This is a genomic window from Paenarthrobacter sp. NPDC091669 (assembly GCF_044756725.1).
Lineage (GTDB): Bacteria > Actinomycetota > Actinomycetes > Actinomycetales > Micrococcaceae > Arthrobacter > Arthrobacter bambusae_C.
Window position 1 is genome coordinate 393085 of the sequence record NZ_JBIVTK010000004.1, and the last position, 24773, is coordinate 417857.

The window sequence follows — 24773 nt, forward strand, 5'->3', positions numbered from 1 at the left end:
CCACCTTATCCGGGGTGCCCGGTCCTTCCCCGGCGGGCTGTAACCTGCGTTGATTCAGCCATGAAACAATTGATCCATGGCTGAATCAACGCAGGGTACAGACACGCCCGCCACCAACCCCATCAACGTTCCCGACAAGCCGGCCCTTGAAGGCCTTGAGGCTGCCTTGACGCGGCGCTGGCTGGATGAAGGAACCTACAAGTTCAACCCGGACACCACCCGGGAGCAGGTCTACTCGATCGACACTCCCCCGCCCACGGCATCCGGCTCGCTTCACGTGGGCCACATGTTCTCCTTCACCCAGACTGACGTCCAGGCCCGGTACATGCGCATGACCGGCAAGAACGTCTTCTACCCCATGGGCTGGGACGACAACGGCTTGCCCACCGAGCGCCGTGTCCAGAACTACTACGGTGTGCGTTGCGATCCCGCCATCCCCTACCAGGCCGACTACACGCCGCCCGCACAGCCGGCCAAGAACCAGCGGGACTTCGACGTCGTATCGCGCCGGAACTTCATCGAACTGTGCGAGGAACTCGCCGTTGAGGACGAGAAAGTCTTCGAGAACCTGTTCCAGACCCTCGGCCTGTCCGTGGACTGGGACCTGACGTACCGCACCATTGACGACACCTCACGTGCGGTCTCACAGCGCGCCTTCCTCGCGAACCTTTCTGCCGGTGACGCCTACATGGCCGAAGCGCCGACGCTCTGGGACGTGACGTTCCGCACGGCTGTTGCGCAGGCTGAACTTGAGGACCGCGAAGTTGCAGGCGCCTACTACCGCTACCCCTTCTTCACTGAAGACGGCGAAAAGATCTTCATCGAGACCACCCGCCCGGAACTGCTGGCCGCCTGCGCGGCCCTGGTGGCGAATCCCGACGACGAACGGTACCAGCCGCTGTTCGGCAAGACCGTGAAGTCCCCGCTGTTCGACGTCGAACTTGAGGTCAAGGCCCACCCCCTCGCCAAGGCGGATAAGGGCTCCGGCATTGCCATGGTGTGTACTTTCGGCGACCTCACCGACGTCACGTGGTGGCGCGAACTGCAGCTGCCCACGCGTGCCATCATGGGCCGCGACGGCCGCATCATTGCCGATACCCCGGATTGGATCACCACCGACGCCGGCAAGGAAGCCTACGCTGCGATCGCGGGCAAGACCGCTTTCTCTGCCAAGGAAGCCGTCGTTGAACTCCTCAAGGCAGCGGACCTGCTGGACGGCGAACCGAAGAAGATCACCCACCCGGTGAACTTCTTCGAAAAGGGTGACAAGCCCCTCGAGGTTGTTACGTCCCGTCAGTGGTACATCCGCAACGGTGGCCGCGATGAGGAACGCCGCGAACGCCTGATCAGCCGGGGCCAGGAAATCACCTTCCACCCTGCTTTCATGCGGTCCCGCTACGAGAACTGGATCGCCGGCCTGAACGGCGACTGGCTGGTTTCCCGCCAGCGATTCTTTGGCGTACCGATCCCCGTCTGGTACCCGTTGGATGCCCAAGGCAACCCGGATTACGACAACCCCATCCTGCCGTCGGACGACATGCTGCCCGTGGACCCTGCGGCGAACGCTGCTCCCGGCTTCGAGGAATCGCAGCGTGACCAGGCCAACGGCTTCACAGGTGACGCCGACGTCCTGGATACCTGGGCCACGTCCTCGCTCACACCCCAGATTGTGGGCGGCTGGAGCCGTGACGAGGACCTGTTCTCCAAGGTCTACCCGTTCGACCTCCGTCCGCAGGGCCACGACATCATCCGCACTTGGCTGTTCTCCTCTGCCGTTCGCGCTGATGCCCTGCAGAAGAATGCCCCGTGGAAGCACGCGGCCATCTCCGGCTGGATCCTGGACCCGGACCGCAAGAAGATGTCCAAGTCCAAGGGCAACGTTGTGGTGCCCACTGATGTGCTCAACGAGTACGGTTCCGATGCCGTCCGCTACTGGGCCGCTTCTGCCAAGCTCGGCGCGGACACTGCCTACGAAATTGCGCAGATGAAGATCGGCCGTCGGCTGGCCATCAAGCTGCTGAACGCCTCCAAGTTCGTGCTCAACCTTGGTGCCACCGAGAACTCCGTGGTGTCCGCTGACCTCTCGGTGCTGACCAACCCGCTGGACCGTGCGCTGCTCGCGCAACTGTCCGACGTCGTTGCCCAGTCCACCAAGGCGTTTGAGAACTACGACTACGCCCGCGCACTCCAGATCACCGAGTCCTTCTTCTGGCAATTCACGGACGACTACGTAGAGCTCATCAAGGACCGCGCCTATGGTGCCGCCGGGGAGACCGAACAGGCTTCCGTCCTCGCTGCTCTGGCGACAACACTGGACTCGCTCCTGCGTCTCTTCGCACCGTTCCTGCCCTTCGCTACCGAAGAGGTCTGGGGCTGGTGGCGCGCAGGATCGGTCCACCGTGCAGAGTGGCCCGCCGCCCTGGAAATCACCGACGGCGACACCACGATGCTGGGCACAGTGGGCATCGCCCTCAGCGGTATCCGCAAAGCCAAGTCCGAGGCGAAGGTCAAGCAGCGCACGGAGGTGCTCGCTGCTTCCATCACGGCCCCGGAGGTTCTGGTGGCCCAACTAAAAGCCGGACTGGGTGACTTGAAGGCAGCCGCCAACGCGCAGGAAATCACGCTCCAATCCGGTGAAGGCGAACTGACCGTCAGCGACGTTGTCCTGGCACCGGCCGAGGAGACGTCCGCGTCCCAGTCGTAGTACCGGAAGTCACTGCGCCCATAGATTTTGGGCAAAGGGGAAGCCCCATCAGCGTTTTGCCGTTGGTGGGGCTTCGACTTTTCGGCTGTCTGGTGATGTCTTGACAGTCTGGCGGAATCCTAGGAATTTCAGGTCTTCCTACCTCATCACTGGTAGCCTGCTTCCAACTTTGCCAAAGGCTGCGTTGGTTGCAATCACTGAATCTTTGGTTTCCGTGTCCCTCTTCTTTCGAAGTGGGTAAGAACCATTGTTGTCCCGCTGAAAGCAATGCACAAGACCCCTGGAAGAACTACAAACCTGTAGTTCTCCTGCGCTCCGGGGGTTACCTGTGGCAGAGTATTGACCATGCCGGAACTCCCCGAAGTGCACGGTCTGTGCATGTATCTGGACACCCAACTCCGTGGAGCCGTGCTCAACGAGGTCCGCATCAATTCCTTCTCCGCACTGAAGACTGCTGATCCTCCATACAGCGTCCTCGAAGGCAGAAGCGTCCAGGGTGTACAACGCATCGGTAAATTCGTGTGCCTTGATGTTGATGGCCTGTTCTTTGTCTTCCATCTGGCCAAGGCCGGTTGGGTCCGCTATACCGAGCACCCTTCGTCTGCGGGATTGCGGATGGGCAAAAGCAACATCTCTGCAAGGCTCCTGTTGCACCGCCCTGCCGACGAAGCCCACATCGGTGTGGATCTGACGGAAGCCGGAACCAAGAAGAGCCTGGCCATCTACGTGGTGCGCGATCCCCACGACGTGCCGGGAATCGCCACTCTGGGACCAGAGCCCCTCAGCCCCGATTTCGACCTTGGCGCGCTGGCGGCGATCCTTGGATCCAGTTCACAACAGATCAAGGGATTGCTTCGGAGTCAGGGCGTCATTGCCGGTATAGGAAATGCGTACAGTGACGAAATCCTGCACGCAGCAAAAATCTCCCCTTTCGCCAGCGCCAAGTCCCTGGACCAGGCCACAGTGGTGCGGCTCTACGAGGCCATGCAGGAGATTCTGGTGGGAGCTGTCAACGCAGCCGCCGGCAAGCCGTCCAGCGAACTCAAAGACACCAAACGCAGCAACTTCCGGGTGCACGCAAGGACAGGCCTTCCTTGTCCGGTGTGCGGGGACATAGTGAGGGAGGTGTCCTTTGCGGACACCTCCCTGCAATACTGTGCCACCTGCCAGACCAATGGAAAGATCCTTGCTGACCGGCGGACATCGAGGTTCCTGAAGTAACCTGCTGGTTGAGTCCGGGAAGCCTCTTGAGCCCGGGAAACTAGTTGAATTCGGGGCTTTCGCTGCGGCTGCGCTTCAACTCGAAGAAGTGCGGGTAGCCGGCCAGGGTCACCGTGGCATCCCAGATCTTCCCCGCTTCTTCACCGCGGGGAATGCGGGTCAGTACGGGACCGAAGAAGGCAGTTCCATTGAAGGCGACGACGGGAGTTCCTACATCCTGGCCTACCAATGAGATCCCGTCCTCGTGGCTCGAACGCAATTGGGCATCGTATTCGTCCGTGCCAGCGAAGCGTGCCAGATCAGCCGGCAGGCCTACCTCGGCAAGGGCCTTCTGGACGACCGATGCCCGGTCCTTGTTGCCCTCGTGGTGGATCTGCTCCCCCATGGCGTCATACAACGGCTTGACGTAGTTGGCACCGTGAAGTTCCTGGGCGGCGATGATCACGCGTACAGGTCCCCAGCTGTCATCCATCATTGCCCTGTAATCAGCAGGAAGGTCCCGGCCCTCGTTGAGGACGGAAAGGCTCATAACGTGCCATTCAGTCTGGATGCCACGTACTTCCTCCACCTCGCCAATCCAGCGCGACGTGATCCAGGCGAACGGGCAAACGGGGTCAAACCAGAAATCGGCCTTGTTGACGGTCCGTTCAGGCGTGGACTTTTCGGGCATAGGGAACTCCTCGGAAAAGGTGGGAAGCGTGGTATGGCGAGCGGTTCACCGGAACCACTCCTTGTCTAGGCCAACAGACTGCTAGGCCGACTTATTCCGGCGCTTGGCCACCACGTCATGGGCGATCATGGTGGGCTGGGCCTTCTTCAACACAACATCGGCCGTGATGACCACCGTGGCTATGTCATCCCTGCTGGGGAGATCGAACATGACCGGCAGCAACACTTCTTCCATGATGGCCCGGAGTCCACGGGCGCCAGTGCCGCGTTCGAGCGCTTGGTCGGCGATGGAGTCCAAGGCGTCGTCTTCGAACTGCAAATCCACGCCGTCCAGCTGGAACATCTTCTGGTATTGCTTTACCAGCGCGTTCTTCGGAGTTGACAGAATCTGGATGAGGGCAGGCCGGTCCAAATTGGAGACGGTGGTGATCACGGGGAGCCGGCCAATGAATTCCGGAATGAGGCCGAACTTCAGCAGGTCCTCCGGCATGACTTCGCCATAGGTGTCCACGTTGTCCCGGGCCTCGTTCAGCGGTGAACCAAAGCCGATGCCCTTCCGCCCGGACCGTGAACCAATGATGTCCTCAAGGCCCGCAAAAGCGCCGGCCACAATGAAGAGTACGTTGGTGGTGTCGATCTGGATGAATTCCTGATGCGGGTGCTTGCGGCCTCCCTGAGGTGGCACGGAGGCAACGGTTCCCTCAAGAATCTTCAACAGTGCCTGCTGTACACCTTCACCGGATACGTCGCGGGTAATCGACGGATTCTCACTCTTACGCGAGATTTTATCGATCTCGTCAATGTAGATGATGCCCTGCTCGGCCTTCTTGACGTCGTAGTCCGCAGCCTGGATGAGCTTGAGCAGGATGTTCTCAACGTCCTCGCCGACGTAGCCGGCCTCCGTCAGGGCAGTCGCATCGGCTACGGCAAAGGGAACATTAAGGCGACGGGCCAAGGTCTGGGCGAGATAGGTCTTGCCACAGCCGGTGGGGCCGATCAGGAGGATGTTGGATTTTGCGATCTCCACGTCCTCGTGGTGCGAGCCCTCGCCGAGGCTGCCGGTCTTGGGTGCATGGCCGGCCTGGATCCGCTTGTAGTGGTTGTAGACAGCCACCGCCAGCGACCGTTTGGCGGGTTCCTGGCCAATGACGTATTCCTGCAGGAAGTCGAAAATCTCACGGGGCTTGGGCAGTTCGAAACTGCCGAGATCGGAAACTTCAGCGAGTTCCTCTTCAATGATCTCGTTGCAAAGCTCGATGCATTCATCGCAGATGTACACACCGGGCCCGGCAATCAGCTTCCGCACCTGCTTTTGGCTCTTTCCGCAGAAAGAACACTTCAGCAGATCCGTGCTCTCGCCAATCCGAGCCATGTGGGAATCCCTTCGTTGCATGCGGGTGGTGCGGCTCCGCGCCGTACTCAAGTGTGCGGCCAAGCCGCGGCTGGCACCACCGTGACAACATCCACTCTAGGTCACAATGGGCTGCTTGGGTGGAAACAGAACGCCGGTGCGGTCCATATTTCGTGAACCGCACCGGCGTCGAATTCCGTGTGCTACCGGGTGATCGCCTGCGGCTTGATCTTCCGGGAGTCAAGAACCTGATCGATCAGGCCGTAGCTCAAGGCATCAGCAGCCGTGAGGATCTTGTCACGCTCGATGTCGTTGTTGACTTGCTCCGACGTACGGCCGGAGTGGTGTGCCAGCGTGTCCTCAAGCCACGTACGCATGCGCATGACTTCCGCAGCCTGGATTTCGAGGTCTGAAGCCTGCCCGCCCTGGCCACCGGAGAGGGCCGGCTGGTGGATCAGGACACGAGCGTTCGGAAGTGCCAGTCGCTTGCCCGGGGTACCTGCAGCAAGCAGGACTGCAGCTGCACTGGCAGCCTGGCCCAGGCATACCGTCTGGATTTCCGGACGGATGTACTGCATGGTGTCGTAAATGGCCGTCATGGCCGTGAACGAACCACCCGGCGAATTGATGTACAGGGTGATGTCGCGGTCCGGGTCCGTTGACTCAAGGACCAGCAACTGGGCCATGATGTCATCGGCGGAGGCGTCGTCGACCTGGACACCGAGGAAGATGATGCGGTCCTCGAACAGCTTGGTGTACGGGTCCTGGCGCTTGAAGCCGTAGGGCGTGCGCTCCTCGAACTGGGGCAGGACGTAACGGCTGGACGGGAGATTACCGGCAGACCATCCGAAGTTGTAGTTCATGTTCTTTACTCCTGGGGTTTCAGTGGTTCTTTGTGCCGGTTAGTTTTCGGAGTTCGACTCTGCGCCCGACTGGTTGGCCGTTCCGCCACCACCGGCAACAGAACCGGCATGCGCCGAGATCTTGTCGAAGAAGCCATATTCCAACGCCTCGGCAGCCGTGAACCACTTGTCGCGGTCGTTGTCCTTGAGGATGGTCTCTACGGACTGACCGGTCTGCTCAGCCGTGAGTTCGGCCATGACCTTCTTCATGTGGAGGATCAGTTCAGCCTGGATCTTGATGTCCGAGGCCGTGCCGCCGATGCCGCCGGAAGGCTGGTGCATCAGGATGCGGGCGTTGGGTGTGGCGTAACGCTTGCCCTTGGTGCCGGACGACAGGAGGAACTGGCCCATGGAGGCAGCCAAGCCCGTAGCGACGGTGACGACGTCGTTCGGAATGAACTGCATGGTGTCGTAGATGGCCATGCCGGCCGTCACGGACCCACCCGGGGAGTTGATGTACAGGTAGATGTCCTTCTCCGGGTCTTCGGCCGAGAGGAGGAGGAGCTGGGAGCAGATGGCGTTGGCATTCTCGTCACGGACTTCAGAGCCGAGCCAGATAATGCGCTCTTTCAGCAGGCGGTTGTAGATGTAGTTGTCCTGGGCTGCGGGATCGACAGTTGCCATCCGGGGAGCCTCTGATTGCTGTGACATAAGTACTTACCTCTCGCTGGTGCCAGTGACCTCACTGAACTTCACTACTTGGACACTAACCGTTTTCCGAGGTGATTTGTTCGCCGGAATCGCGCTGTTCGCTGACGGCGCACGTCTGCGTTCAGCTCCAATGTCCAGCCTTAAAGCAAACCGGCCCCGGATCAGAAGATCCGGGGCCGGTTGAAGTCGTTGACTAGAACTTCACTGCTGCGGGGTCGTCGCTTGCTGCGGCGTCGGCTTCCTCAGCTGCCTCGACAGCGGCGGCCTCTTCGGCTGCTGCTTCACCGGCAGGACGAACGAAGTCGGTGAGGTCAACCTTGTTGCCCTCGGAGTCGACAACTTCTGCCTGGCCGAGCACAACTGCCAGCGCCTTGCGGCGACGGACCTCGGAAACCATCATGGGAACCTGGCCGCTCTGATCAATGATCTGGGCGAACTGGTTGGGGTCCATGCCGTACTGGCTTGCGGTGGTGACGATGTAGTCGATCAGCTCGTTCTGGCTGACATCCACTTCTTCCTTGTCCGCGATGGCGTCAAGGATGACCTCGTTCTGGAACGCACGCTCGGTGTTGGCCTTGACCTCGGCGCGGTGCTCCTCGGTGTCGTGGTCACCTTCGCCGTGGGCGTTCTCCGGGTTGAAGTGGGCTTCGATCTGCTCTTCGACCACGGAATCCGGAACCGGAACCTCTACGAGCTCAACGAGCTTGTCCAGGACCTTGTCGCGTGCCTCAACACCCTGCTCCACAACCTTGGAGTCGGAAGCCTGCTTGGCGAGGTCCTCACGGAGCTCGGCAAGGGTGTCGAACTCGGAGGCAAGCTGTGCAAAGTCATCGTTGGCCTCGGGGAGCTCGCGCTCCTTGACAGCCTTGACAACAACCTTCACCTGAGCGGACTCGCCGGCGTGGTCGCCGCCCACCAGCGTGGTGTCGAAGATTGCCTCTTCGTCGGCTGAGAGGCCGGTCACGGCTTCGTCGAGGCCTTCAAGCATGGTGCCGGCGCCAACCTGGTAGGACAGGCCTGCCGCAGAATCGATCTCTTCGCCGTCAATGGTGGCGGTGATGTCGATGGTCAGGAAGTCATCGTTCTTGGCGGGGCGCTCAACGGACTTCAGCGTGCCGAAACGGCCACGCAGTTCGTCGAGGGACTTCTCAACGTCAGCTTCGGAGGACTCAGCGGCAGCCACCTCGACCTTGATGCCGGCGTAGTCCGGCAGCTCGATCTCGGGGCGGACATCGATTTCCACCTGGAACTTGAGCTCGCCATCGGTGGAGGTGGGGTCAGGAACCTCGGTGATTTCAACCTCGGGACGGCTCAGGGGGCGAACGCCCGTTTCCTGAACTGCAGCCTGGTACCAGCCATTGAGGCCATCGTTGATGGCCGTCTCCAGGACGTAGCCGCGGCCAACGCGCTGGTCGATCAGCTTGGTGGGAACTTTGCCCTTGCGGAATCCGGGAACCTGGATCTGCGAAGCAACGGTCTTGTACGCGGCATCGATGCTCGGCTTAAGTTCCTCAAAGGGAACCTCAACGTTGAGCTTGACCCGCGTTGCGGTGAGGTTCTCGACAGCGCTCTTCACAGTCTAAGTACTCCTGATTTTGTGGGTATGGGGTTCTGTCGCGTCCCTGAGGCGGACACAAACACAGAGTCGGGGTGACAGGATTTGAACCTGCGACTTCCTGCTCCCAAAGCAGGCGCTCTAGCCAAGCTGAGCTACACCCCGAACGCACAGGACAGTCTACGGGCAAGCGAGCCAGGAATGCACATTTGACACCGCCGCCGGAATTAGGTTTAGTTGTACCCGGCTTGAACAGCCACCGGGAAGATGTCCTGAAAAAGGATATCCGTCCTGGGGACGTAGCTTAATGGTAAAGCCTCAGTCTTCCAAACTGATTACGCGGGTTCGATTCCCGTCGTCCCCTCCAAGGGAAAACGCCCCGATCCTCGGATCGGGGCGTTTTTTGTTGCTGCTACACCTGGCAGCCCGGACACCAATACAGCTTGCGCGCACCAATTTCCGTCATACCCACCGGCGTCCCGCAGGCCCGGCAGGGCATGCCGTCCCGCTTGTAGACAAAGTGGGCGTCGGCGTCGGGCGCCATGGCTGCGCCACCCGACCACAGCGTGGAGGGTGTCGTCACAATCCGTCCGTCACGAACGCCGTCGGACATAGTGTCTACGGTGTCATCCCAGAGACGGCCGGCCGTTTCCTCGTCAAGGGTGCTGCCCGGCGTCCAGGGATCAACGGCTTGCCGGAACAGCACTTCCGCTCGATAAATATTGCCCACGCCGGCCAAAACGGACTGATCCATCAGCAAAAGGGCCACCGCCGTTTTCCGGCGGCGCAGGCGCCGGATGAACTCCTCGCGGTCGCCGGGGCGGTTGTGGAGCGGGTCCGGACCCAACCGTTCCATGACAACGGCAACTTCCGCCGACGTAATGGCGGCACACGTCGTGGCACCGCGGAGGTCGGCCCAGCCGTGGTCCGACACCAGGCGGACACGGACGGCGCCCACCGGCGCAGGCGGGCCGGCGTACTCCGGTTCACGGGAGGCCGTTTCGTCCGAGGCCGGCCCTGTTTCCTGTTCACCGATGCGTCGCGGCGCACCGATGCTGGAGGCACCGGTGAAGGAACTGTCCCCGCCGAAGTTCCACGCGCCGTACAGGCCCAGATGGACGTGGAGGAAGAGTTCGTGGTCGAACCTGAGGAACAACTGCTTCCCGTGGGCCATCGACTCAACCATGGTGTGTCCGCTCAGCAGCTGTGCACCGTGGGTGAACCGGCCCTGCGGGCTGGAAACGTCCAGCCGGTGGCCGCCAAAAACATCCTGGAATTGGCGGGCCAGCCGGTGGACCGAATGCCCCTCGGGCACTACTGGACGATTTCGCCGGTGGTTTCGTACACCGCGATTTTTCCGATCCGGCGAACATGGCGCTCGTCGTTGCTGAAAGGTTCTTCAAGGAAGGCTTCAATGAGCTCGGTAGCTTCTTCAACCGAGTGCTGACGGCCGCCAACAGCGACGACGTTGGCGTCGTTGTGCTCCCGGGCAAGCTTTGCGGTGGAAAGGTTCCAGGCAAGCGCAGCGCGGACACCCTTGACCTTGTTGGCGGCAATTTGCTCACCATTTCCCGAACCACCCAAGACGATGCCCAGGGCGTGGATGCCGGCTTCCTGGTCAGCCACGACAGCCACGCCGGCGTTGATGCAGAAAGAGGGGTAGTCGTCCAGGGCGTCGTACTCCTTGGGTCCGTGATCCACCACGTCATAGCCCTTGGCCGTGAGGTGGCTGACCAGGTGGGCACTCAGTTCCATGCCGGCGTGGTCAGTAGCGATGTGGACGCGGGGTGTAGTCACAGGAAGTCCGTTCTTTTTGGCGCGCGGGGACGGCGTCTGGCCGGGCGCGGCGGTGAGGGATGCGCTACCTAGGGTACCGCTACCGGGGTTGTTGGGACTGTCCATCATCCCGGGCACGGTGGGCTGCCCGGTTGAGTATCCCTGCCAGTTTGTCGGCTGAGGCCTGGGAACCGGCGCTGAGGGCCACCCTGCCCCCGTTAAGTTTCCTGACGACGACGGCAGGCCCGCTGCTGACCAGCATTGCCGTAGCGTCGTCGTGGTGCCGCCAGCCCCACCCGCCATAATCAGCCGCTTTGACGTCCGCAGGAGCCGCCCCGGCGATCTCGACGGCGGGGACGGTCAGGACGCGCACAATGCCACCGGCGAACACTTGCAGGCCTCCCCTGTCCGCCCGCACGCGGGCAAACAGGAAGCCAGCGCCCACCAGAGCAGCCACTGCCACCAACGCGCCGAGCCACGGGACGGCGACCGCAATCAAAGCCGCGGGGAAAACAGCGGAAACAATGATCATGATGAAGACCGAGCTCCGGGCATGCACCCACAGGCGAAGCGAGTCGCGGGCCAGGTCCGGGTCCTCGAGCAGGGTCAGTTCCTCCTGGAGGGCCACGTCATCCTCGCGGGTCCAGCGCGGGTCCGGCTTGAAGGCGAACATCATGACGACGCCCAGGGCCACGGCCGCGCCGCTGCCCATGGCCAACACGATCGGGTCTACATGGGACTCGCGCGCGTCCCCCAGCCCGGATTGTCCCACCAGCCCGGCTGCCACCACCGTGGTGATGAAAAGGCTCACTGTCAGCCCCAGGCCCATCATGACGCGCCTCATGACAACAGGCCTGGTGATGGACACCGCTTGGAGGAACACGGCCCATCCACACAAGGTAATGAGGGCTGCGCCGCCGGTCACGTAGGCGCCGAACGGCGCGAACGAACTGCCGCCGTCGCGGTTCCACATGACGGCAACGGGGTTGGGAAGATCGTTGCGCAGCATTTGTGCGCACACCACAAATCCGACGGCGAGGAGCAACGGAAAGGCGACCGCAAACCTCAGTGCGCGGAAATCGAGAGTGTCCCGGAACGATCCCATAATCCAACGCTACTCCGTGCGGCGACACTGTGGTGTTCCCTCCTTGCCTTCGGGCCGCGGAGTGAAAGAATGGCTTCACACCAGCGTCCGGCCGCGATTGGCCGGGCATCCCAAAATCTTCCGGAGGCACCACTTGCCAGGCCTGAACCTCACGCGCGACGAAGCCGCGATCCGCGCCCAACTGCTCAACGTCGAGTCGTACAACGTCACTTTGGACCTGACCAAAGGCCCTGACGTCTTCGGCTCCACCACCGTGGTGAAGTTCTCCGCAACTCCGGGATCCACCACCTTTATTGATGCCATCACCCAGGCCGTCCACAGCGTGACCTTGAACGGAACTGACCTGGACCCCGCGGAGGTCTCGGACGGCATCCGCATCCAGCTCCCGGACCTGGCCGCCGATAACGAGCTCGTGGTGGTCGCAGACGCCCCCTACATGAACACGGGCGAGGGACTGCACCGTTTTGTTGACCCTGTGGACGGCGAGGTGTACCTCTACACACAGTTCGAGGTTCCGGACTCCCGGCGGATGTTCGCCGTCTTTGAGCAGCCCGACCTGAAGGCAACCTTCACCTTTAGTGTCACAGCGCCGTCGCACTGGGACGTCATTTCCAACTCCCCCACGCCGGTGCCCGTTGAAGCTCCTGCCGGGGAAGACGGCAGCGCCCGGTCCGTGTGGGAGTTCGCGCCCACTCCCCGCCTGTCCTCGTACGTCACTGCATTGATCGCCGGACCGTATCAGGCGGTCCGTTCCGAGGCCACCAGCGCCGACGGACGGGTTGTGCCGCTGGGAGTCTTCGCCCGCAAGTCGTTGATGCAGTATCTCGATGCGGACAACATCTTCGAACTGACCCGTCAAGGATTTGAGTTCTTCGAAGCCCAGTTCGGCTGCCCGTACCCGTTTGAAAAGTACGATCAGTTGTTTGTCCCTGAGTTCAACGCCGGAGCCATGGAAAACGCCGGCGCCGTGACCATCCTGGAAGGCTACGTCTTCCGCGGAAAGGTCACCGGAGCCCAGGTCGAACGGCGCGCCATCACCGTTCTGCACGAACTGGCCCACATGTGGTTCGGGGACCTGGTGACCATGCGGTGGTGGAACGACCTCTGGCTCAACGAGTCCTTCGCCGAATACATGTCGCACCTGGCTGCCGTGGAAAACACGGCATTCGACCGCGCCTGGACCACTTTCGCATCAGTCGAAAAGTCATGGGCGTACAAGCAGGACCAGCTGCCCACCACCCACCCGATCTTCGCCGAGATCAACAACCTCGAAGACGTGGAGGTGAACTTCGATGGCATCACCTATGCCAAGGGAGCTTCGGTGCTCCGGCAGTTGGTGGCCTGGGTGGGTCCGGAGCAGTTCATGGCCGGCGTCCGCACCTACTTCGCCAAGCACGCCTGGAAGAACACCGAGCTCGCCGACCTCATGGTGGAACTTGAGGCGGCCAGCGGCCGCGACCTGGATGGTTGGGGCAAACTCTGGCTCGAAACTGCCGGCGTCAACACCCTTGCGCCCGAGGTGACCGTTGACGCTGACGGGACCATCACCGGATTTGCGATTGTGCAGACCGCGATCGAGGATCAGCCAACCCTCCGTCCGCACCGCCTCGCCGTTGGATTCTACTCGCTCTCCGGTGAGGGCAAGCTGGAACGCTCCCACCGGGAGGAGCTTGACGTCGACGGGCCCCGCACGGAGGTCCCTGCCTTGGTTGGCAAGGCACGCCCGGACCTGATCCTGCTCAACGACGACGACCTCGCCTACGCCAAGGTCCGCCTCGACCCGCACTCCCTTGCCACCGCCACGACCCACCTGAAGGACTTCGCGGCCAGCCTGCCGCGCACCCTGGTGTGGGGCTCGGCCTGGGATGCGGCGCGCGACGGCGAGACCCCGGCCCGCGGTTACGTGGACCTGGTCCTTGCCAACATTGCCCATGAAACGGATTCCTCGGTCATTCTGGTCCAGCTTCGCCAGCTGGCCACTACCTTGACCTACTATGTGGCCGCCGAGCACAAAGCCGAGGCCACCGTCGCCGCCGCCGACAAGCTGTGGGAACTTGCATCCTCGGTGGAAGCGGCCTCGGATGCCCAGCTGCAGTTCGCCAAGTCCTTTGCCCAACTCGCGCGCAGCGGGGGCCAGCTGGATCGCATCCAGGCGCTGCTGGACGGAACCGAAACGCTGGAAGGCCTCACAGTGGACCAGGACATGCGCTGGGAGCTCCTGACCGCACTGGTGGCCGGCGGGCGCCAAGGCCAGGAACGCATCGACGCTGAACTTGCCCGCGATAACACCTCAAATGGTCAAAATGCTGCCGCCCAGGCGAAGGCAGCCATCCCCACCGCTGAAGCCAAGGCCGCAGCGTGGGACGCGATCGTGGTCACCGGAGAACTCTCCAACGCGCTTCAGGCGTCCGCCGTGGCCGGCTTCATGCGGGTCCCCACCACTGAGTTGCTGGAACCCTACGCCGAAAAGTACTTTGATGCCGTGCCCGGAATCGTCAGGGAACGCACTCACGCCCTGGCGCAGCAGATTGTAGTGGGGCTTTACCCGGCGCAGCTCACGACGCAGGCAACGGTGGACCGTACAGACAAACTCCTGGCGGCGCTTCCGGAGGACAGCGCGGCCCTTCGCCGCATGATGCTGGAGAACCGCGACGGCGTAGCCCGCGCCCTCCGCGCACGGGCTGCCGACGTCTAGTCCCGGTACCTGACGAGGTCCCTGCGGACAGTTGATGCCTGCTGGCTAGACTGTCCGCATGGGCCTCAACGAACACCACTACGCGCTGACCGTCCGCTGGACCGGGAACCTGGGTGAGGGCACAGCGGGCTACCGGGCATATTCACGGGACCACGACGTCGAAATCCCGGGGCTGCCCACCTTGCAGGGATCCGCTGATCCCACCTTCCATGGAGACCGTTCACGCTACAACCCGGAGCAACTCCTGCTTGCTGCCCTCTCGCAGTGCCACATGCTCTCTTTTCTCCATGTGGCCGTCAAGCACGGGGTGGTAGTCACGGGCTACGAGGACCGTGCCGTGGGCTTGATGAAGCTCAACCGGGACGGCAGCGGACAATTCGAAAGCGTCACGCTCAAACCCCATGTCACCATTGCCGGTCCCGGCGACGCCGGGTTGATGTCCCAACTGCACCATGAAGCCCACCAGGTCTGCTTCATCGCCCGCAGCGTCAATTTCCCAGTACTCCACGAACCAAGCACGACGCCGGAAGCAGCCTAAGTCTGCCGGGCCCGCCATAGTGCCACGAGACGTTGTTCGGTTTCGCGGCCGAGCCCGGCTTTGCGTTCCCTGCCGAGTCCCCGGTTCCTTTCGTCCTCGAGGGTGGCCGCCAGGGTTTCCTGCCACGGCCGCAGGACCATTCCGCGCTCACGTGCAGCGCGGTTTGACCGGGCCTGGAAGCCGTCATGGTCCCCCGGCAACCACAAGGGAAGCGAGTCCGGTCCTGCCCAGTACTCGATGCCGTTCTCCACGAGCCACTCTTCATCAGCCCGGACAACGTCATGCGCGACTCCATCCCCGGCTCCGGTTCCAGCCGCCTGCTGGGACTCGACCAGGTAGTCCTCAAAACGCACGACGTCGCCCAACGCGTTGTACGTACCCGTCAGTCCCCCACCGGCGGATTGCAGGATCCACGCTGCGAGATCCCGGACGTCAATGATCTGTGTTGCGGCCTCCGGGATGTCAGGAACCAGCACCGGGCCAGGGCCAGCAGCGAATCGGGCGGGCCAATATCCGTATCTGTCAGTGCCGTCGCCCGGGCCGCTGATGAGCCCCGCCCGCACGATGTGTGCCTTCTCCCCCACCACAGCCAGAGTCATCTGCTCAATGGCGGACTTGGATTCGCCGTACATCTCCGGGGTACCGGACTGTCCGGCCGGCAACGGCTCCAGCAGCTCCGCGGCCTCATCCGCACCGGGTATCGAATGGTCTGCATAAACAGAGCAACTGGACACAAACGTCCAGTGCGCGGCAACGGCTCCCAGCACGTCCAACGCCTCGCCCGCCTGCACGGGATCCCGCGACACCTCCACCACGGCGTCCCATCCGCCGTCGAGTTCGGCATAGGCCGCCGCGCCCAGGGCGCGGTCGCCCCTGACCCAGGTGGCGCCGTCGGGCGGGGTTGTTGAGGTGCCACGGGCAAAGCAGGTGACGTCATGTCCGGCGGCAACAGCCTGCCGGGCGGTTTCTGCGGACAGGAAGGCGGTACCGCCAAGGACCAGGATGCGCATACCGTCACGCTACGGCGCTAGGGTTGTAGGTGGACAGAGTGTTCCGCGCCCGGCGAACACGGGCCGACGACAAGGAGAAATTCACCCTTGACCTCCATCCCCCTGGCAGAAATTGTCACCTTGGAACCAGAAAAGATCGACCTCGTTTCAATCCTCATCACTGTAGGCGTGGGCCTGGGTGTATGGATCGTTGCGCGGTTCATCATCTTGCGCATCACCCGGCGGGTTTCCGCCGGTAGTTCCTTCTTCAAGAAAGCGCACTTCAAGTGGGTGCAACCCGCCATCCGCGCGCTGGACCACGAGCGCCGTTCACAGCGCGCCGAGACAATCGGCACCCTGCTGACGAGCCTGGTGAGCGTTGTGGTGGTGGTGATCGTGATCATCTACGTCCTCAAATACATGAACGTGGACGTCGCGCCGCTGCTGACCAGCGTGGGCATCCTGGGTGTCGCCATCGGCTTCGGTGCCCAGCAACTGATCCGCGATTTCCTCGCCGGAATCTTCATCACCATCGAAGACCAATACGGAATCGGCGATGTCATCGTCACCAGCGAAGTGATTGGTACCGTTGAATCCGTGGGCCTGCGCATCACCCGGGTCCGCGCTGAAGACGGTGCCATCTGGTATCTGCGTAATGGCGAAATCCTCCGGGTGGGAAACCGCTCGCAGGGTGACTACGTCCCGCTGGAAACACCGGACACCACCATTGAGCCCGGCGCTGCAGCAACTGCGCCCGTCACAGCAGGCGCACCGCGCGTCACCAAAGCCGAGGAGAAGTCCAATGAGTAGCACAGCAGGCGGGCAACCCCCGGCACCCCAAACGGGCCCCCGACGCCAGCTGATGCAGAATGATCCGTTCAGCCAGCCCGCCTATACGGACAGTTTCTACGCTGCAGTGGGCGGACACGAGACATTCGTCAAGCTCATCGACGTTTTCTACGACGGCGTTGCCACGGATCCCTTGCTGAGGCCCATGTATCCGGAGGAGGACCTGGGGCCGGCAAAGCGGCGCTTCCTGATGTTCCTGGAACAATACTGGGGCGGTCCCACCACTTACGGCGAAGAACGCGGGCATCCCCGGCTGCGCATGCGCCACATGCCGTTCCGGGTAACCCCCGAAGCCAAGGATCGCTGGCTGTTCCACATGCGCACTGCGGTGGACTCCCTGCAGCTCTCCCCACTGCATGAGGGCACCTTGTGGGACTACATGGAACGGGCTGCGCTGACCATGGTCAACAGTCCTTCGTCCGGCGCCTGACCCTAGAAGCCGAGCCCCAAGCCTGCGCCTGTGCGCACCAGCACATGGCCGCGGGGGCCGCTCAGGCGGAACCAGCGGCCATTGCGGAAGACTTTCTGCTCGGCGTCGCCCAGGAAACCCAGAGCGAAAGCAGCGAAGGCTGCGCCGGCAGGAAGGCCGCCGGCGTCTGGAAGCCCACGGCCCCATATTGCTGCCCTGGCGCTATTGACGACGGCGGCACCTGCCAACGCCGGAATGACACCCGCCACCTCGGCGATGCCGGCCTCGGCCGCCTGCCTGAGGTCGGCGTCGAGTATTGATCCCTGCGCTTCCCACCCGGAGCGCGGCGCGCCAACGCCTGCCCAGGACTCGGAAACGGTCGACGGCGGTATGGGCAGCTCCACGTCGTCGGCACCCGAGCGGGCCAACCGGTCCATAACGGAGGCAAGCGTCACCGTCACATCGGCCTGGGCCGGCTCTGCCAACGCCATGGTCCGCAGGCCCAGGATGGTAGGAGTGGACTCCCCCAGGATGCGCGGCCGCAGGACGCAGACGTACGCGGCCAGGACACTGCCCGCGGCCTGGAGGCGGATGGCGCCGTCGTCGATGCTCTTTGCCCGCGTCACATAGGTTTTCAAGTCAGCGAGGTCACGGGGATCGGCGAAGCGGAAGGACTGGGTCAAGACGTCTGTCACATCATCGACTCTACCGGCATGTCCCCGGTTGAGAGGGGTCGGGGCGGCGTCTAAAGTCGAACCATGACTGAGACGAATGCTGGCCTTGAAGTGGAAGCACCCGCAGAAGACCCCATGGATGTGCTGATCGGCCTGCTGGACCTTGGTGACTTTGACGGAGCCCGGACCAACGAGGACATCTTCCTGGGCCCATCACAGAAGCAGCCCCGGCACAGGGTCTTTGGTGGCCAGGTTCTGGCGCAGTCGATGATGGCCGGCATGCGAACAGTGGAACCGGACAGGGTGGCACACTCCATGCACGGATACTTCCTGCGGCCGGGAGACGCCAACAAGCCCATCACTTTCGGTGTTGAAAGGCTGCGGGACGGACGTTCGTTCTCCGCCCGGCGCGTTCACGCCTACCAGGACGGCGTCCCGATTCTCTCGATGATCGCGTCATTCCAGGTGGAGGACACCGGCCTGGATCACCAAGCGACCATGCCCGAAGGCATCCCCGACCCCGAGTCCCTGCCCAGCACGGCGGAGCTGTTGTCGCAGTTCGACCACCCGATGGCGCGGCACATGTCATCCGAACGTCCCTTTGACGTCCGGCACATTGACCCGGCGCTCTACGTGTCCCCACCCACCCAGCACGTGGCAAGCAACGCCGTGTGGATGAAAACCATGGGACCGCTGCCCGATGATCCCAACCTGCACCGTGCCGCCCTGGCCTATGCCAGCGACTACACGCTGTTGGAGCCCATTCTCCGCGCACACGGCCTCGCCTGGATGACGCCGGGGATGAGCGTCGCCAGCCTCGACCACGCCATGTGGTGGCACCGTCCTGTGCGGGTGGACGAGTGGATGCTCTACGTCCAGGAGTCCCCCAGCGCCCAAGGCGCACGAGGACTCGCCACCGGCCGTATATTCAACCGCGACGGGCTGCATGTTGCCACCGTGGCCCAAGAGGGCATGGTGCGGATCCCTTAGGCTCTCGCGACGCTGTGTGACGGCGAGGAGTTAAAGCAGAAAGGCCGGTCCCCTGCGGGACCGGCCTTTCTCCGTGTGTGCCTGGAATTCCCTAGTCGCGGGTCAGGCGGCGGTGCGTCACGCGGTGCGGCTTGGCGGCATCGGGGCCAAGGCGCTCCACCTTGTTCTCTTCGTAGGAGTCGAAGTTGCCCTCGAACCAGTACCACTTGGACGGGTTCTCGTCGTCACCTTCGTAGGCGAGGATGTGGGTCGCTACCCGGTCGAGGAACCAACGATCGTGCGAAACCACCACTGCGCAGCCCGGGAATTCGAGAAGGGCGTTTTCAAGGCTGCCCAGGGTTTCGACGTCGAGGTCGTTGGTAGGTTCGTCAAGCAGCAACAAGTTGCCACCCTGCTTGAGGGTCAGCGCCAGGTTGAGGCGGTTGCGCTCACCACCGGAGAGGACACCGGCCTTCTTCTGCTGGTCCGGGCCCTTGAAGCCGAACGCCGACACGTAGGCACGCGAAGGCATTTCGACCTGACCGACCTGGAGGAAGTCATGTCCTTCCGAAACAACTTCCCAGAGGGACTTGTTGGGATCGATGCCGCCACGGGACTGGTCCACGTAGGAGATCTTCACGGACTCGCCGATCTTGAGCTCACCATCGTCCAACGGCTCCATGCCCACGATCGTCTTGAACAGCGTGGACTTACCCACACCGTTGGGTCCGATGACGCCAACGATGCCGTTGCGGGGCAGCGAGAAGGAGAGGCCATCGATCAGGACGCGGTCGTCGAAGCCCTTCTTCAGGTTCTTGGCCTCGATGACCAGGGAGCCCAGGCGCGGTCCCGGCGGGATCTGGATCTCTTCAAAGTCCAGCTTGCGGGTGCGATCCGCCTCTGCAGCCATTTCCTCATAGCGGGCAAGACGGGCCTTGGACTTGGTCTGGCGGCCCTTGGCGTTGGAGCGCACCCACTCAAGTTCCTCGGTAAGGCGCTTGGACAGCTTGGCGTCCTTTTTGCCTTGGACCTCCAGGCGGGCCTTCTTCTTCTCCAGGTAGGTGGAGTAGTTGCCTTCGTAGGGGTAGAGGTGGCCGCGGTCAACTTCTGCGATCCATTCAGCCACGTGGTCCAGGAAGTAACGGTCGTGGGTCACGGCGAGGACAGCACCGGGGTACTGGGAGAGGTGCTGTTCGAGCCACAGCACGCTCTCGGCGTCCAAGTGGTTGGTGGGCTCATCGAGGAGCAGCAGGTCAGGCTTCTGGAGAAGAAGCTTGCACAGGGCCACGCGGCGGCGCTCACCACCGGAGAGGACAGTGACGTCGGAATCAGCCGGCGGGCAACGCAAGGCGTCCATCGCCTGTTCCAGCTGGGAATCGATGTCCCAGGCGTCGGCAGCGTCAATGGCTTCCTGCAGCTTGCCCATTTCATCCAGGAGCGTCTCGTAATCCGCGTCCGGGTTGGCCATTTCTTCGGAGATCTCGTTGAAACGCTGGATCTTGCCGTAGATCTCGCCTACACCTTCCTGGACATTGCCCAGGACGGTCTTTTCCTCGTTCAGCGGCGGTTCCTGCAGGAGGATGCCCACGGTGTAGCCGGGGCTCAGGCGGGCCTCGCCGTTTGAAGGGGTGTCCAGTCCGGCCATGATCTTCAGGATGGTGGACTTACCAGCACCGTTCGGTCCCACGACGCCGATCTTCGCGCCAGGGTAGAACGACATGCTGACATCGTCCAGAATAAGTTTGTCGCCAACGGCCTTGCGAGCCTTGGTCATCGTGTAAATGAATTCCGCCATGCCCTTAAATCTAATGGCTCGGCCTGCTTAACTCACATTCGCGCCCCGAAGAGCAGCTAGCGGGCGTCTCCCACGAAGCATTTACCGGTAGCGAGCAGGGGCAGTACGGTCACCAGGACACCACCGTCACGGATTTGCCCCATGACGCAGCTCTCCCCGGTCAAAGCCGCTGCCTCCAGGGCATCGACGTCAAGGCCCGTGGGCGTGCGGCTGACAGAGACTTCCACGTTGGCCTTCGGAATCCCGGCCGAGACCAGGGCCGAGCGGAGCGCTTCCTGGTCCGGCTTGGGGTTGCCGGCCACGAGGTTTTTCAGCGTGGTTTCGACGGTTTCCGACGTGGCGGCGACGGCAGGATCCACCGGAGCTGTGGGCTGGGCAGCGGTGGAGGGAGCCGGGATTGTTCCTGGTTGCGCTGTGGACCCCGTGCTTGAAGTGCAGCCAGCCAGCGCCACGGTCACCGCTACCGCCAACGACAATGCTGCACCGCGGATATTCGCTGTCCCTGTTGTCTTGCCACCCGGCGTCGTTCCCCTGCTCATCACTTAGCCATTGTGCCATTCGCGTGGCGTCTTGACCGGCACACGTCTGGGTGATTTTGGTACTGCTGCTGGGAACCGGGAGGACCATCATGATCGGGGAACCCGTCATGCCGTTGCATGGAAATTCTTGAAGAGGCGATAAAGGGGCATCCCCCTTGGACGTTTGTCCAAGGGGGATGCGTTGGTGCCCCAGGAGGGAATCGAACCCCCGACCGGCGGATTAGAAGGCCGCTGCTCTATCCCCTGAGCTACTGGGGCGCACTGGCGCCATCACCACCATGGGCGGCTTGCGCCACAAAGAGTTTACAGTGCCATCGGCGTATGGCCTGCCATCTCCACACCGATGGTCTCCCTTCCTCCACAAAGGCCATTTCGCCAGGGTTATGCACATACGCCCCCGCGGCACTGCCTTCGACGCCTTCACTGGATGAAGCTGAAAGAGCCGGACAGGCACTCCCTACATCCAGAAGGACCACCAATGAATGACATGATCACCGTCCGGGGCTTCGTGGCCTCGGAGGTTAAGAGTTCCACCACCACACGGGGAACGGCCACGGCATCGTTCCGCCTGGGAACCACTGAGCGCCGTTACGACCGGACCAGCAACACGTGGGTTGACGGCAACACCAATTGGTACACGGTGCAATCATTCCGGTACCTTGCCGGTCACGTGGGGTGCAGCGTGAAAAAGGGACAGCGCGTACTGGTGGTGGGAAAGCTCCGCTTGCGGCAGTGGGAACATGAAGGCCGCGTCTACCATGTGGCGGAAATCGATGCCGAATCCGTGGGACACGACCTCATGTGGGGCTCCGCCAACTTCACCCGCATGAACGGCACCTCGGCACCGGCAGACTCCGGCGCGGCGAACCCTGCGTCATCGGAGGAAGCCCTCCCCAATCCGGCCCTCTCCAATCCGGCGCTGGACGGTCCCGGGAACGGCCGCGAGTGGGATGCCGAGGACGCTGATCAAGCTCCTCCGGAGGACGAGTCAGTAGCAGCCGGGATGGATGACCCCGATGGAAGCGGCCCTTTGATGGTGAACACCTCAACAGGTGAGCTGGTGGGTGCCGGCGTTTGAACATTGAACCTGGTTCCCGGAACCCGACATACCAGCCGTGACGGAGAGGCCTATTCTGGGTGAATGGCACAGCACGAGCAAACGCCCAGTCCAGAGACCGCTCCTGCGTCCTGGGCAGCTGTTGAGGAGCTGTTCGGGACCAAGGGCGAACCATCCCGGTGTTGGTGCCGGTGGTTCGCCCTTGCCGGCAAGGAATGGAACACCACCTCGCCGGATGATCGCAAGGAAATGCTGAAGACAGCGTTCAGCACCGGACCGGTTCCGGGAGTCATGGCCTTCAGAAACGGTGATCCAGTCGGTTGGTGCGCTGTTGAACCCCGGGAAAGCTACCGGCGGCTGAAACGGTCCCCGGTTCTGAAAGCAGAACCACCAAGCGCCACGGAAGACACCGGTCTTTGGGCCATCAGTTGTTTCGTGGTGGCACCAAAACATCGCCGTTCAGGGGTGTCGACCGCGCTCCTGGCCGCCGCTGTAGAGCACGCGTTCACCAACGGCGCGGAGGTTGTGGAGGCCTACCCGGTCGACACAGGGCTCAGGACCAAGGCGACTTCAGCGGAGCTCTACCACGGCACTCTGTCACTTTTTCGGGCGGCCGGTTTCAGCCCGGTCTCCGAATCAGTGCCTGGCCGGCCCGTGGTGAGGCTGGCCAGGGGCCACACGACGCCCGGAGGCCGGGCCTGATTCAGGCGTGGCCTGATTCAAGGCAGTGTCAGGATCATCGGGCCGTCCGCCGTGATGGCGACCGTGTGCTCGCTGTGGGCTGCTCTTCGTCCGTTCGCCGAGCGCAGGGTCCATTCGTCCTCATCGTGGTAGTAGTCGTCTTTCCCTCCCAGAATCAACATGGGCTCGATGGCGATGACCAGGCCTTCCTCGAGCTTCATGCCCCGCCCGGGACGACCGATGTTGGGGACAGGGGGTTCCGCGTGCATGGTCCGGCCGATGCCATGTCCGCCGTGATCGGCCAACAGGCCGTAGCCTGCGCGTTTGGCTTCACCTCCAATGGCGTAGGCAAGATCACCCATTTTGTTGCCCACACGTGCTGCTTCGATTCCCCGCGCCAGTGCGGCATCCGTTGCATCTATGAGTTCCTGGTCCAAGGGGTCGCCCTCCCCCACAATGAAGCTGATGGCAGCGTCTCCGCACCAGCCCTCCAGGAAGGCGCCACAGTCAACGCTGAGCAGATCGCCGTCTTCAAGCTGATATCCGTTGGGGATACCGTGCACTACGGCGTCATTGACACTGGCGCAGATCACACCGGGAAACGGCACTGACGCCCAGCGGGGGTGGTAGTCAAGGAACGCGGGTCGTGCGCCGGCGTCGGACATCACTGACGCCGCGACCTCGTCAAGTTCCTTGAGGGAAACGCCCACGGCAGCATGGTCCTTGACGGCCTTCAAAGCGTTGGCCACCACCCGTCCGGCCTCACGCATCAACGCTATCTGTTGGGGAGTTTTCAGCATTGACATCAAGGTCCTCCGTTGCTGGGCGTGCCTTCAGGGGCTGGTTGCGCGGCCAACTGCTGCCGCTCTGCCCACTCTACGATCTCCTGGCTACGCCTGGGAGGGTATCGGATGAGTGGCAGGAGAACCGTAGCCAGACATCGGTCCTACAGTTGACGCATGACCAAGGAACTAGTGGACTCGATCCGCTCCTCACTCCGCTCCTCCGGGGACGCTGAACGGGCGGTTGGTGCCCGGAAGTACATGAAGTCGGAGATGCCCTCCCTCGGGGTCAGGGTTCCGGAGGTCCGAAGCATCGTCAAAGCAGCGGCAAGAGAGTTTCCCGTCTCATCCCCTGACGAGCTGCGGGACGCTGTTCTGCAGTTGTGGCGCGATGCCGAGGCACGCGAAGAGCGGTACGCAGCCATTGACCTGACAGGCCTGCGGATGGTGAAGGAAGACCTGGACATGCTGCCCGTGTACGAGGAAATTATCCGGACGGGAGCCTGGTGGGACCTGGTGGATGGAGTTTCGCCCCGGATATGTGCACTGTTGCTTGCGCATAAGTCAACAACGACCCCTTTGCTGCTTCGCTGGGCTGAAGACAACGACATGTGGATCCGTCGGGCTGCCATTACTGCCCAGCTGGGGGCAAAGTCCATGACCGATCACGGCTTGCTGGCCGCAGTCATCGAACCCAACCTGGACAGCAGGGAGTTCTTCATTCGCAAGGCCATCGGTTGGGGGCTGCGTGAATACAGTAAGTCGGATCCTGATTGGGTCCGCGCCTTTGCCGCGCGCCATGCCTCATCGCTCAGTCCCTTGTCCCTACGCGAGGCGACACGGCTTTTGTCCTCCAGCTGAT

The 24773-nt window shown here is 62.5% G+C and carries 23 protein-coding genes and 3 tRNA genes; 11 read left to right on the forward strand and 15 right to left on the reverse strand.

Annotated features, from left to right (window positions below; translation table 11 throughout):
- Positions 1–76 precede the first annotated feature (76 nt).
- The gene (gene valS, locus ACIQLI_RS09455) at positions 77–2704 is read left to right on the forward strand and encodes a valine--tRNA ligase (RefSeq protein WP_400387481.1); all 2628 of its coding nucleotides are present in this window, start codon (positions 77–79) and stop codon (positions 2702–2704) included.
- A gap of 345 nt (positions 2705–3049) precedes the next feature.
- Positions 3050–3925 carry a DNA-formamidopyrimidine glycosylase family protein gene (locus ACIQLI_RS09460; protein ID WP_400387484.1) on the forward strand — a complete coding sequence of 292 codons (876 nt, stop codon included), beginning with the start codon at positions 3050–3052 and terminating at the stop codon, positions 3923–3925.
- Between the two features lie 40 nt (positions 3926–3965).
- Here ACIQLI_RS09460 and ACIQLI_RS09465 read toward each other — a convergent pair whose 3' ends face one another.
- The 6 genes from ACIQLI_RS09465 to ACIQLI_RS09490 all read right to left on the reverse strand — a co-directional run bounded on the left by ACIQLI_RS09465 (position 3966) and on the right by ACIQLI_RS09490 (position 9218).
- Positions 3966–4595, reverse strand: a complete 630-nt coding sequence (locus tag ACIQLI_RS09465) for a DsbA family protein (RefSeq protein ID WP_400387487.1) — start codon at positions 4593–4595, stop codon at positions 3966–3968.
- A gap of 81 nt (positions 4596–4676) precedes the next feature.
- Positions 4677–5966 carry an ATP-dependent Clp protease ATP-binding subunit ClpX gene (gene clpX, locus ACIQLI_RS09470; protein WP_354227118.1) on the reverse strand — a complete coding sequence of 430 codons (1290 nt, stop codon included), beginning with the start codon at positions 5964–5966 and terminating at the stop codon, positions 4677–4679.
- A gap of 182 nt (positions 5967–6148) precedes the next feature.
- The gene (locus ACIQLI_RS09475) at positions 6149–6808 is read right to left on the reverse strand and encodes an ATP-dependent Clp protease proteolytic subunit (RefSeq protein ID WP_024816918.1); all 660 of its coding nucleotides are present in this window, start codon (positions 6806–6808) and stop codon (positions 6149–6151) included.
- Positions 6809–6847: 39 nt separating this feature from the next.
- Positions 6848–7471 carry an ATP-dependent Clp protease proteolytic subunit gene (locus ACIQLI_RS09480; RefSeq protein ID WP_026542390.1) on the reverse strand — a complete coding sequence of 208 codons (624 nt, stop codon included), beginning with the start codon at positions 7469–7471 and terminating at the stop codon, positions 6848–6850.
- Between the two features lie 220 nt (positions 7472–7691).
- Positions 7692–9074, reverse strand: coding sequence for a trigger factor (tig, locus tag ACIQLI_RS09485; protein WP_400387491.1), 1383 nt, complete (start codon positions 9072–9074; stop codon positions 7692–7694).
- Between the two features lie 69 nt (positions 9075–9143).
- Positions 9144–9218: transfer RNA gene (locus ACIQLI_RS09490), tRNA-Pro, on the reverse strand.
- A 128-nt stretch (positions 9219–9346) separates the two neighbouring features.
- On the opposite strand from ACIQLI_RS09490, the gene ACIQLI_RS09495 reads away from it, so the two are divergent.
- A tRNA-Gly gene (locus ACIQLI_RS09495) sits at positions 9347–9420 on the forward strand.
- A 45-nt stretch (positions 9421–9465) separates the two neighbouring features.
- Here the strand turns inward: ACIQLI_RS09495 and ACIQLI_RS09500 are convergent.
- The 3 genes from ACIQLI_RS09500 to ACIQLI_RS09510 all read right to left on the reverse strand — a co-directional run bounded on the left by ACIQLI_RS09500 (position 9466) and on the right by ACIQLI_RS09510 (position 11934).
- Positions 9466–10368, reverse strand: coding sequence for an Fpg/Nei family DNA glycosylase (locus ACIQLI_RS09500; RefSeq protein ID WP_400387494.1), 903 nt, complete (start codon positions 10366–10368; stop codon positions 9466–9468).
- The gene (locus ACIQLI_RS09505) at positions 10368–10850 is read right to left on the reverse strand and encodes a ribose-5-phosphate isomerase (protein ID WP_400387496.1); all 483 of its coding nucleotides are present in this window, start codon (positions 10848–10850) and stop codon (positions 10368–10370) included. The genes ACIQLI_RS09500 and ACIQLI_RS09505 overlap by 1 nt, the downstream gene beginning before the upstream one ends.
- A gap of 79 nt (positions 10851–10929) precedes the next feature.
- Positions 10930–11934, reverse strand: a complete 1005-nt coding sequence (locus ACIQLI_RS09510; RefSeq protein ID WP_354227127.1) for a hypothetical protein — start codon at positions 11932–11934, stop codon at positions 10930–10932.
- A gap of 133 nt (positions 11935–12067) precedes the next feature.
- Here ACIQLI_RS09510 and pepN point away from each other — a divergent pair, with 133 nt between their 5' ends.
- Together pepN and ACIQLI_RS09520 are read left to right on the forward strand one after the other, a co-directional pair.
- Positions 12068–14629, forward strand: coding sequence for an aminopeptidase N (gene pepN / locus ACIQLI_RS09515; RefSeq protein WP_400387499.1), 2562 nt, complete (start codon positions 12068–12070; stop codon positions 14627–14629).
- 58 nt (positions 14630–14687) lie between these two features.
- Positions 14688–15167: an OsmC family protein gene (locus tag ACIQLI_RS09520; protein ID WP_400387502.1), complete on the forward strand. Its 480-nt coding sequence runs from the start codon at positions 14688–14690 to the stop codon at positions 15165–15167.
- Here ACIQLI_RS09520 and ACIQLI_RS09525 read toward each other — a convergent pair.
- Positions 15164–16177, reverse strand: a complete 1014-nt coding sequence (locus ACIQLI_RS09525; RefSeq protein ID WP_400387504.1) for an NAD-dependent epimerase/dehydratase family protein — start codon at positions 16175–16177, stop codon at positions 15164–15166. The genes ACIQLI_RS09520 and ACIQLI_RS09525 overlap by 4 nt on opposite strands.
- Positions 16178–16264: 87 nt before the next feature.
- On the opposite strand from ACIQLI_RS09525, the gene ACIQLI_RS09530 reads away from it, so the two are divergent.
- Positions 16265–16966, forward strand: a complete 702-nt coding sequence (locus ACIQLI_RS09530) for a mechanosensitive ion channel family protein (RefSeq protein WP_207593751.1) — start codon at positions 16265–16267, stop codon at positions 16964–16966.
- Positions 16959–17435, forward strand: coding sequence for a globin (locus ACIQLI_RS09535; RefSeq protein WP_400387508.1), 477 nt, complete (start codon positions 16959–16961; stop codon positions 17433–17435). Before ACIQLI_RS09530 ends, ACIQLI_RS09535 begins: the two co-directional genes overlap by 8 nt.
- A 2-nt stretch (positions 17436–17437) precedes the next feature.
- Here the strand turns inward: ACIQLI_RS09535 and ACIQLI_RS09540 are convergent, their stop codons facing one another.
- Positions 17438–18109, reverse strand: coding sequence for a hypothetical protein (locus tag ACIQLI_RS09540; protein ID WP_354227136.1), 672 nt, complete (start codon positions 18107–18109; stop codon positions 17438–17440).
- Between the two features lie 63 nt (positions 18110–18172).
- Between ACIQLI_RS09540 and ACIQLI_RS09545 the strand changes: the two genes are divergently transcribed.
- Positions 18173–19078 carry an acyl-CoA thioesterase II gene (locus tag ACIQLI_RS09545; protein ID WP_311213035.1) on the forward strand — a complete coding sequence of 302 codons (906 nt, stop codon included), beginning with the start codon at positions 18173–18175 and terminating at the stop codon, positions 19076–19078.
- A 91-nt stretch (positions 19079–19169) separates the two neighbouring features.
- On the opposite strand, the gene ettA is transcribed toward ACIQLI_RS09545, so the two are convergent.
- The 3 genes from ettA to ACIQLI_RS09560 form a co-directional block, all read right to left on the reverse strand.
- Positions 19170–20852: an energy-dependent translational throttle protein EttA gene (gene ettA / locus ACIQLI_RS09550; RefSeq protein ID WP_089595321.1), complete on the reverse strand. Its 1683-nt coding sequence runs from the start codon at positions 20850–20852 to the stop codon at positions 19170–19172.
- A 56-nt stretch (positions 20853–20908) separates the two neighbouring features.
- Positions 20909–21391 (reverse strand): DUF6993 domain-containing protein, encoded by a 483-nt coding sequence (locus ACIQLI_RS09555; protein ID WP_400387512.1) that lies wholly within the window; start codon positions 21389–21391, stop codon positions 20909–20911.
- A 182-nt stretch (positions 21392–21573) separates the two neighbouring features.
- Positions 21574–21649: transfer RNA gene (locus ACIQLI_RS09560), tRNA-Arg, on the reverse strand.
- A 220-nt stretch (positions 21650–21869) separates the two neighbouring features.
- Here ACIQLI_RS09560 and ACIQLI_RS09565 point away from each other — a divergent pair.
- Complete coding sequence (locus ACIQLI_RS09565) at positions 21870–22469, forward strand: single-stranded DNA-binding protein (RefSeq protein WP_400387514.1); 600 nt, start codon at positions 21870–21872, stop codon at positions 22467–22469.
- 63 nt (positions 22470–22532) lie between these two features.
- Positions 22533–23150: a GNAT family N-acetyltransferase gene (locus ACIQLI_RS09570; protein WP_400387517.1), complete on the forward strand. Its 618-nt coding sequence runs from the start codon at positions 22533–22535 to the stop codon at positions 23148–23150.
- Positions 23151–23167: 17 nt separating this feature from the next.
- Here the strand turns inward: ACIQLI_RS09570 and map are convergent, their stop codons facing one another.
- Positions 23168–23935, reverse strand: a complete 768-nt coding sequence (map, locus tag ACIQLI_RS09575; RefSeq protein WP_400387520.1) for a type I methionyl aminopeptidase — start codon at positions 23933–23935, stop codon at positions 23168–23170.
- 153 nt (positions 23936–24088) lie between these two features.
- On the opposite strand from map, the gene ACIQLI_RS09580 reads away from it, so the two are divergent.
- Complete coding sequence (locus ACIQLI_RS09580; protein ID WP_400387523.1) at positions 24089–24772, forward strand: DNA alkylation repair protein; 684 nt, start codon at positions 24089–24091, stop codon at positions 24770–24772.
- Position 24773 lies beyond the last annotated feature (1 nt).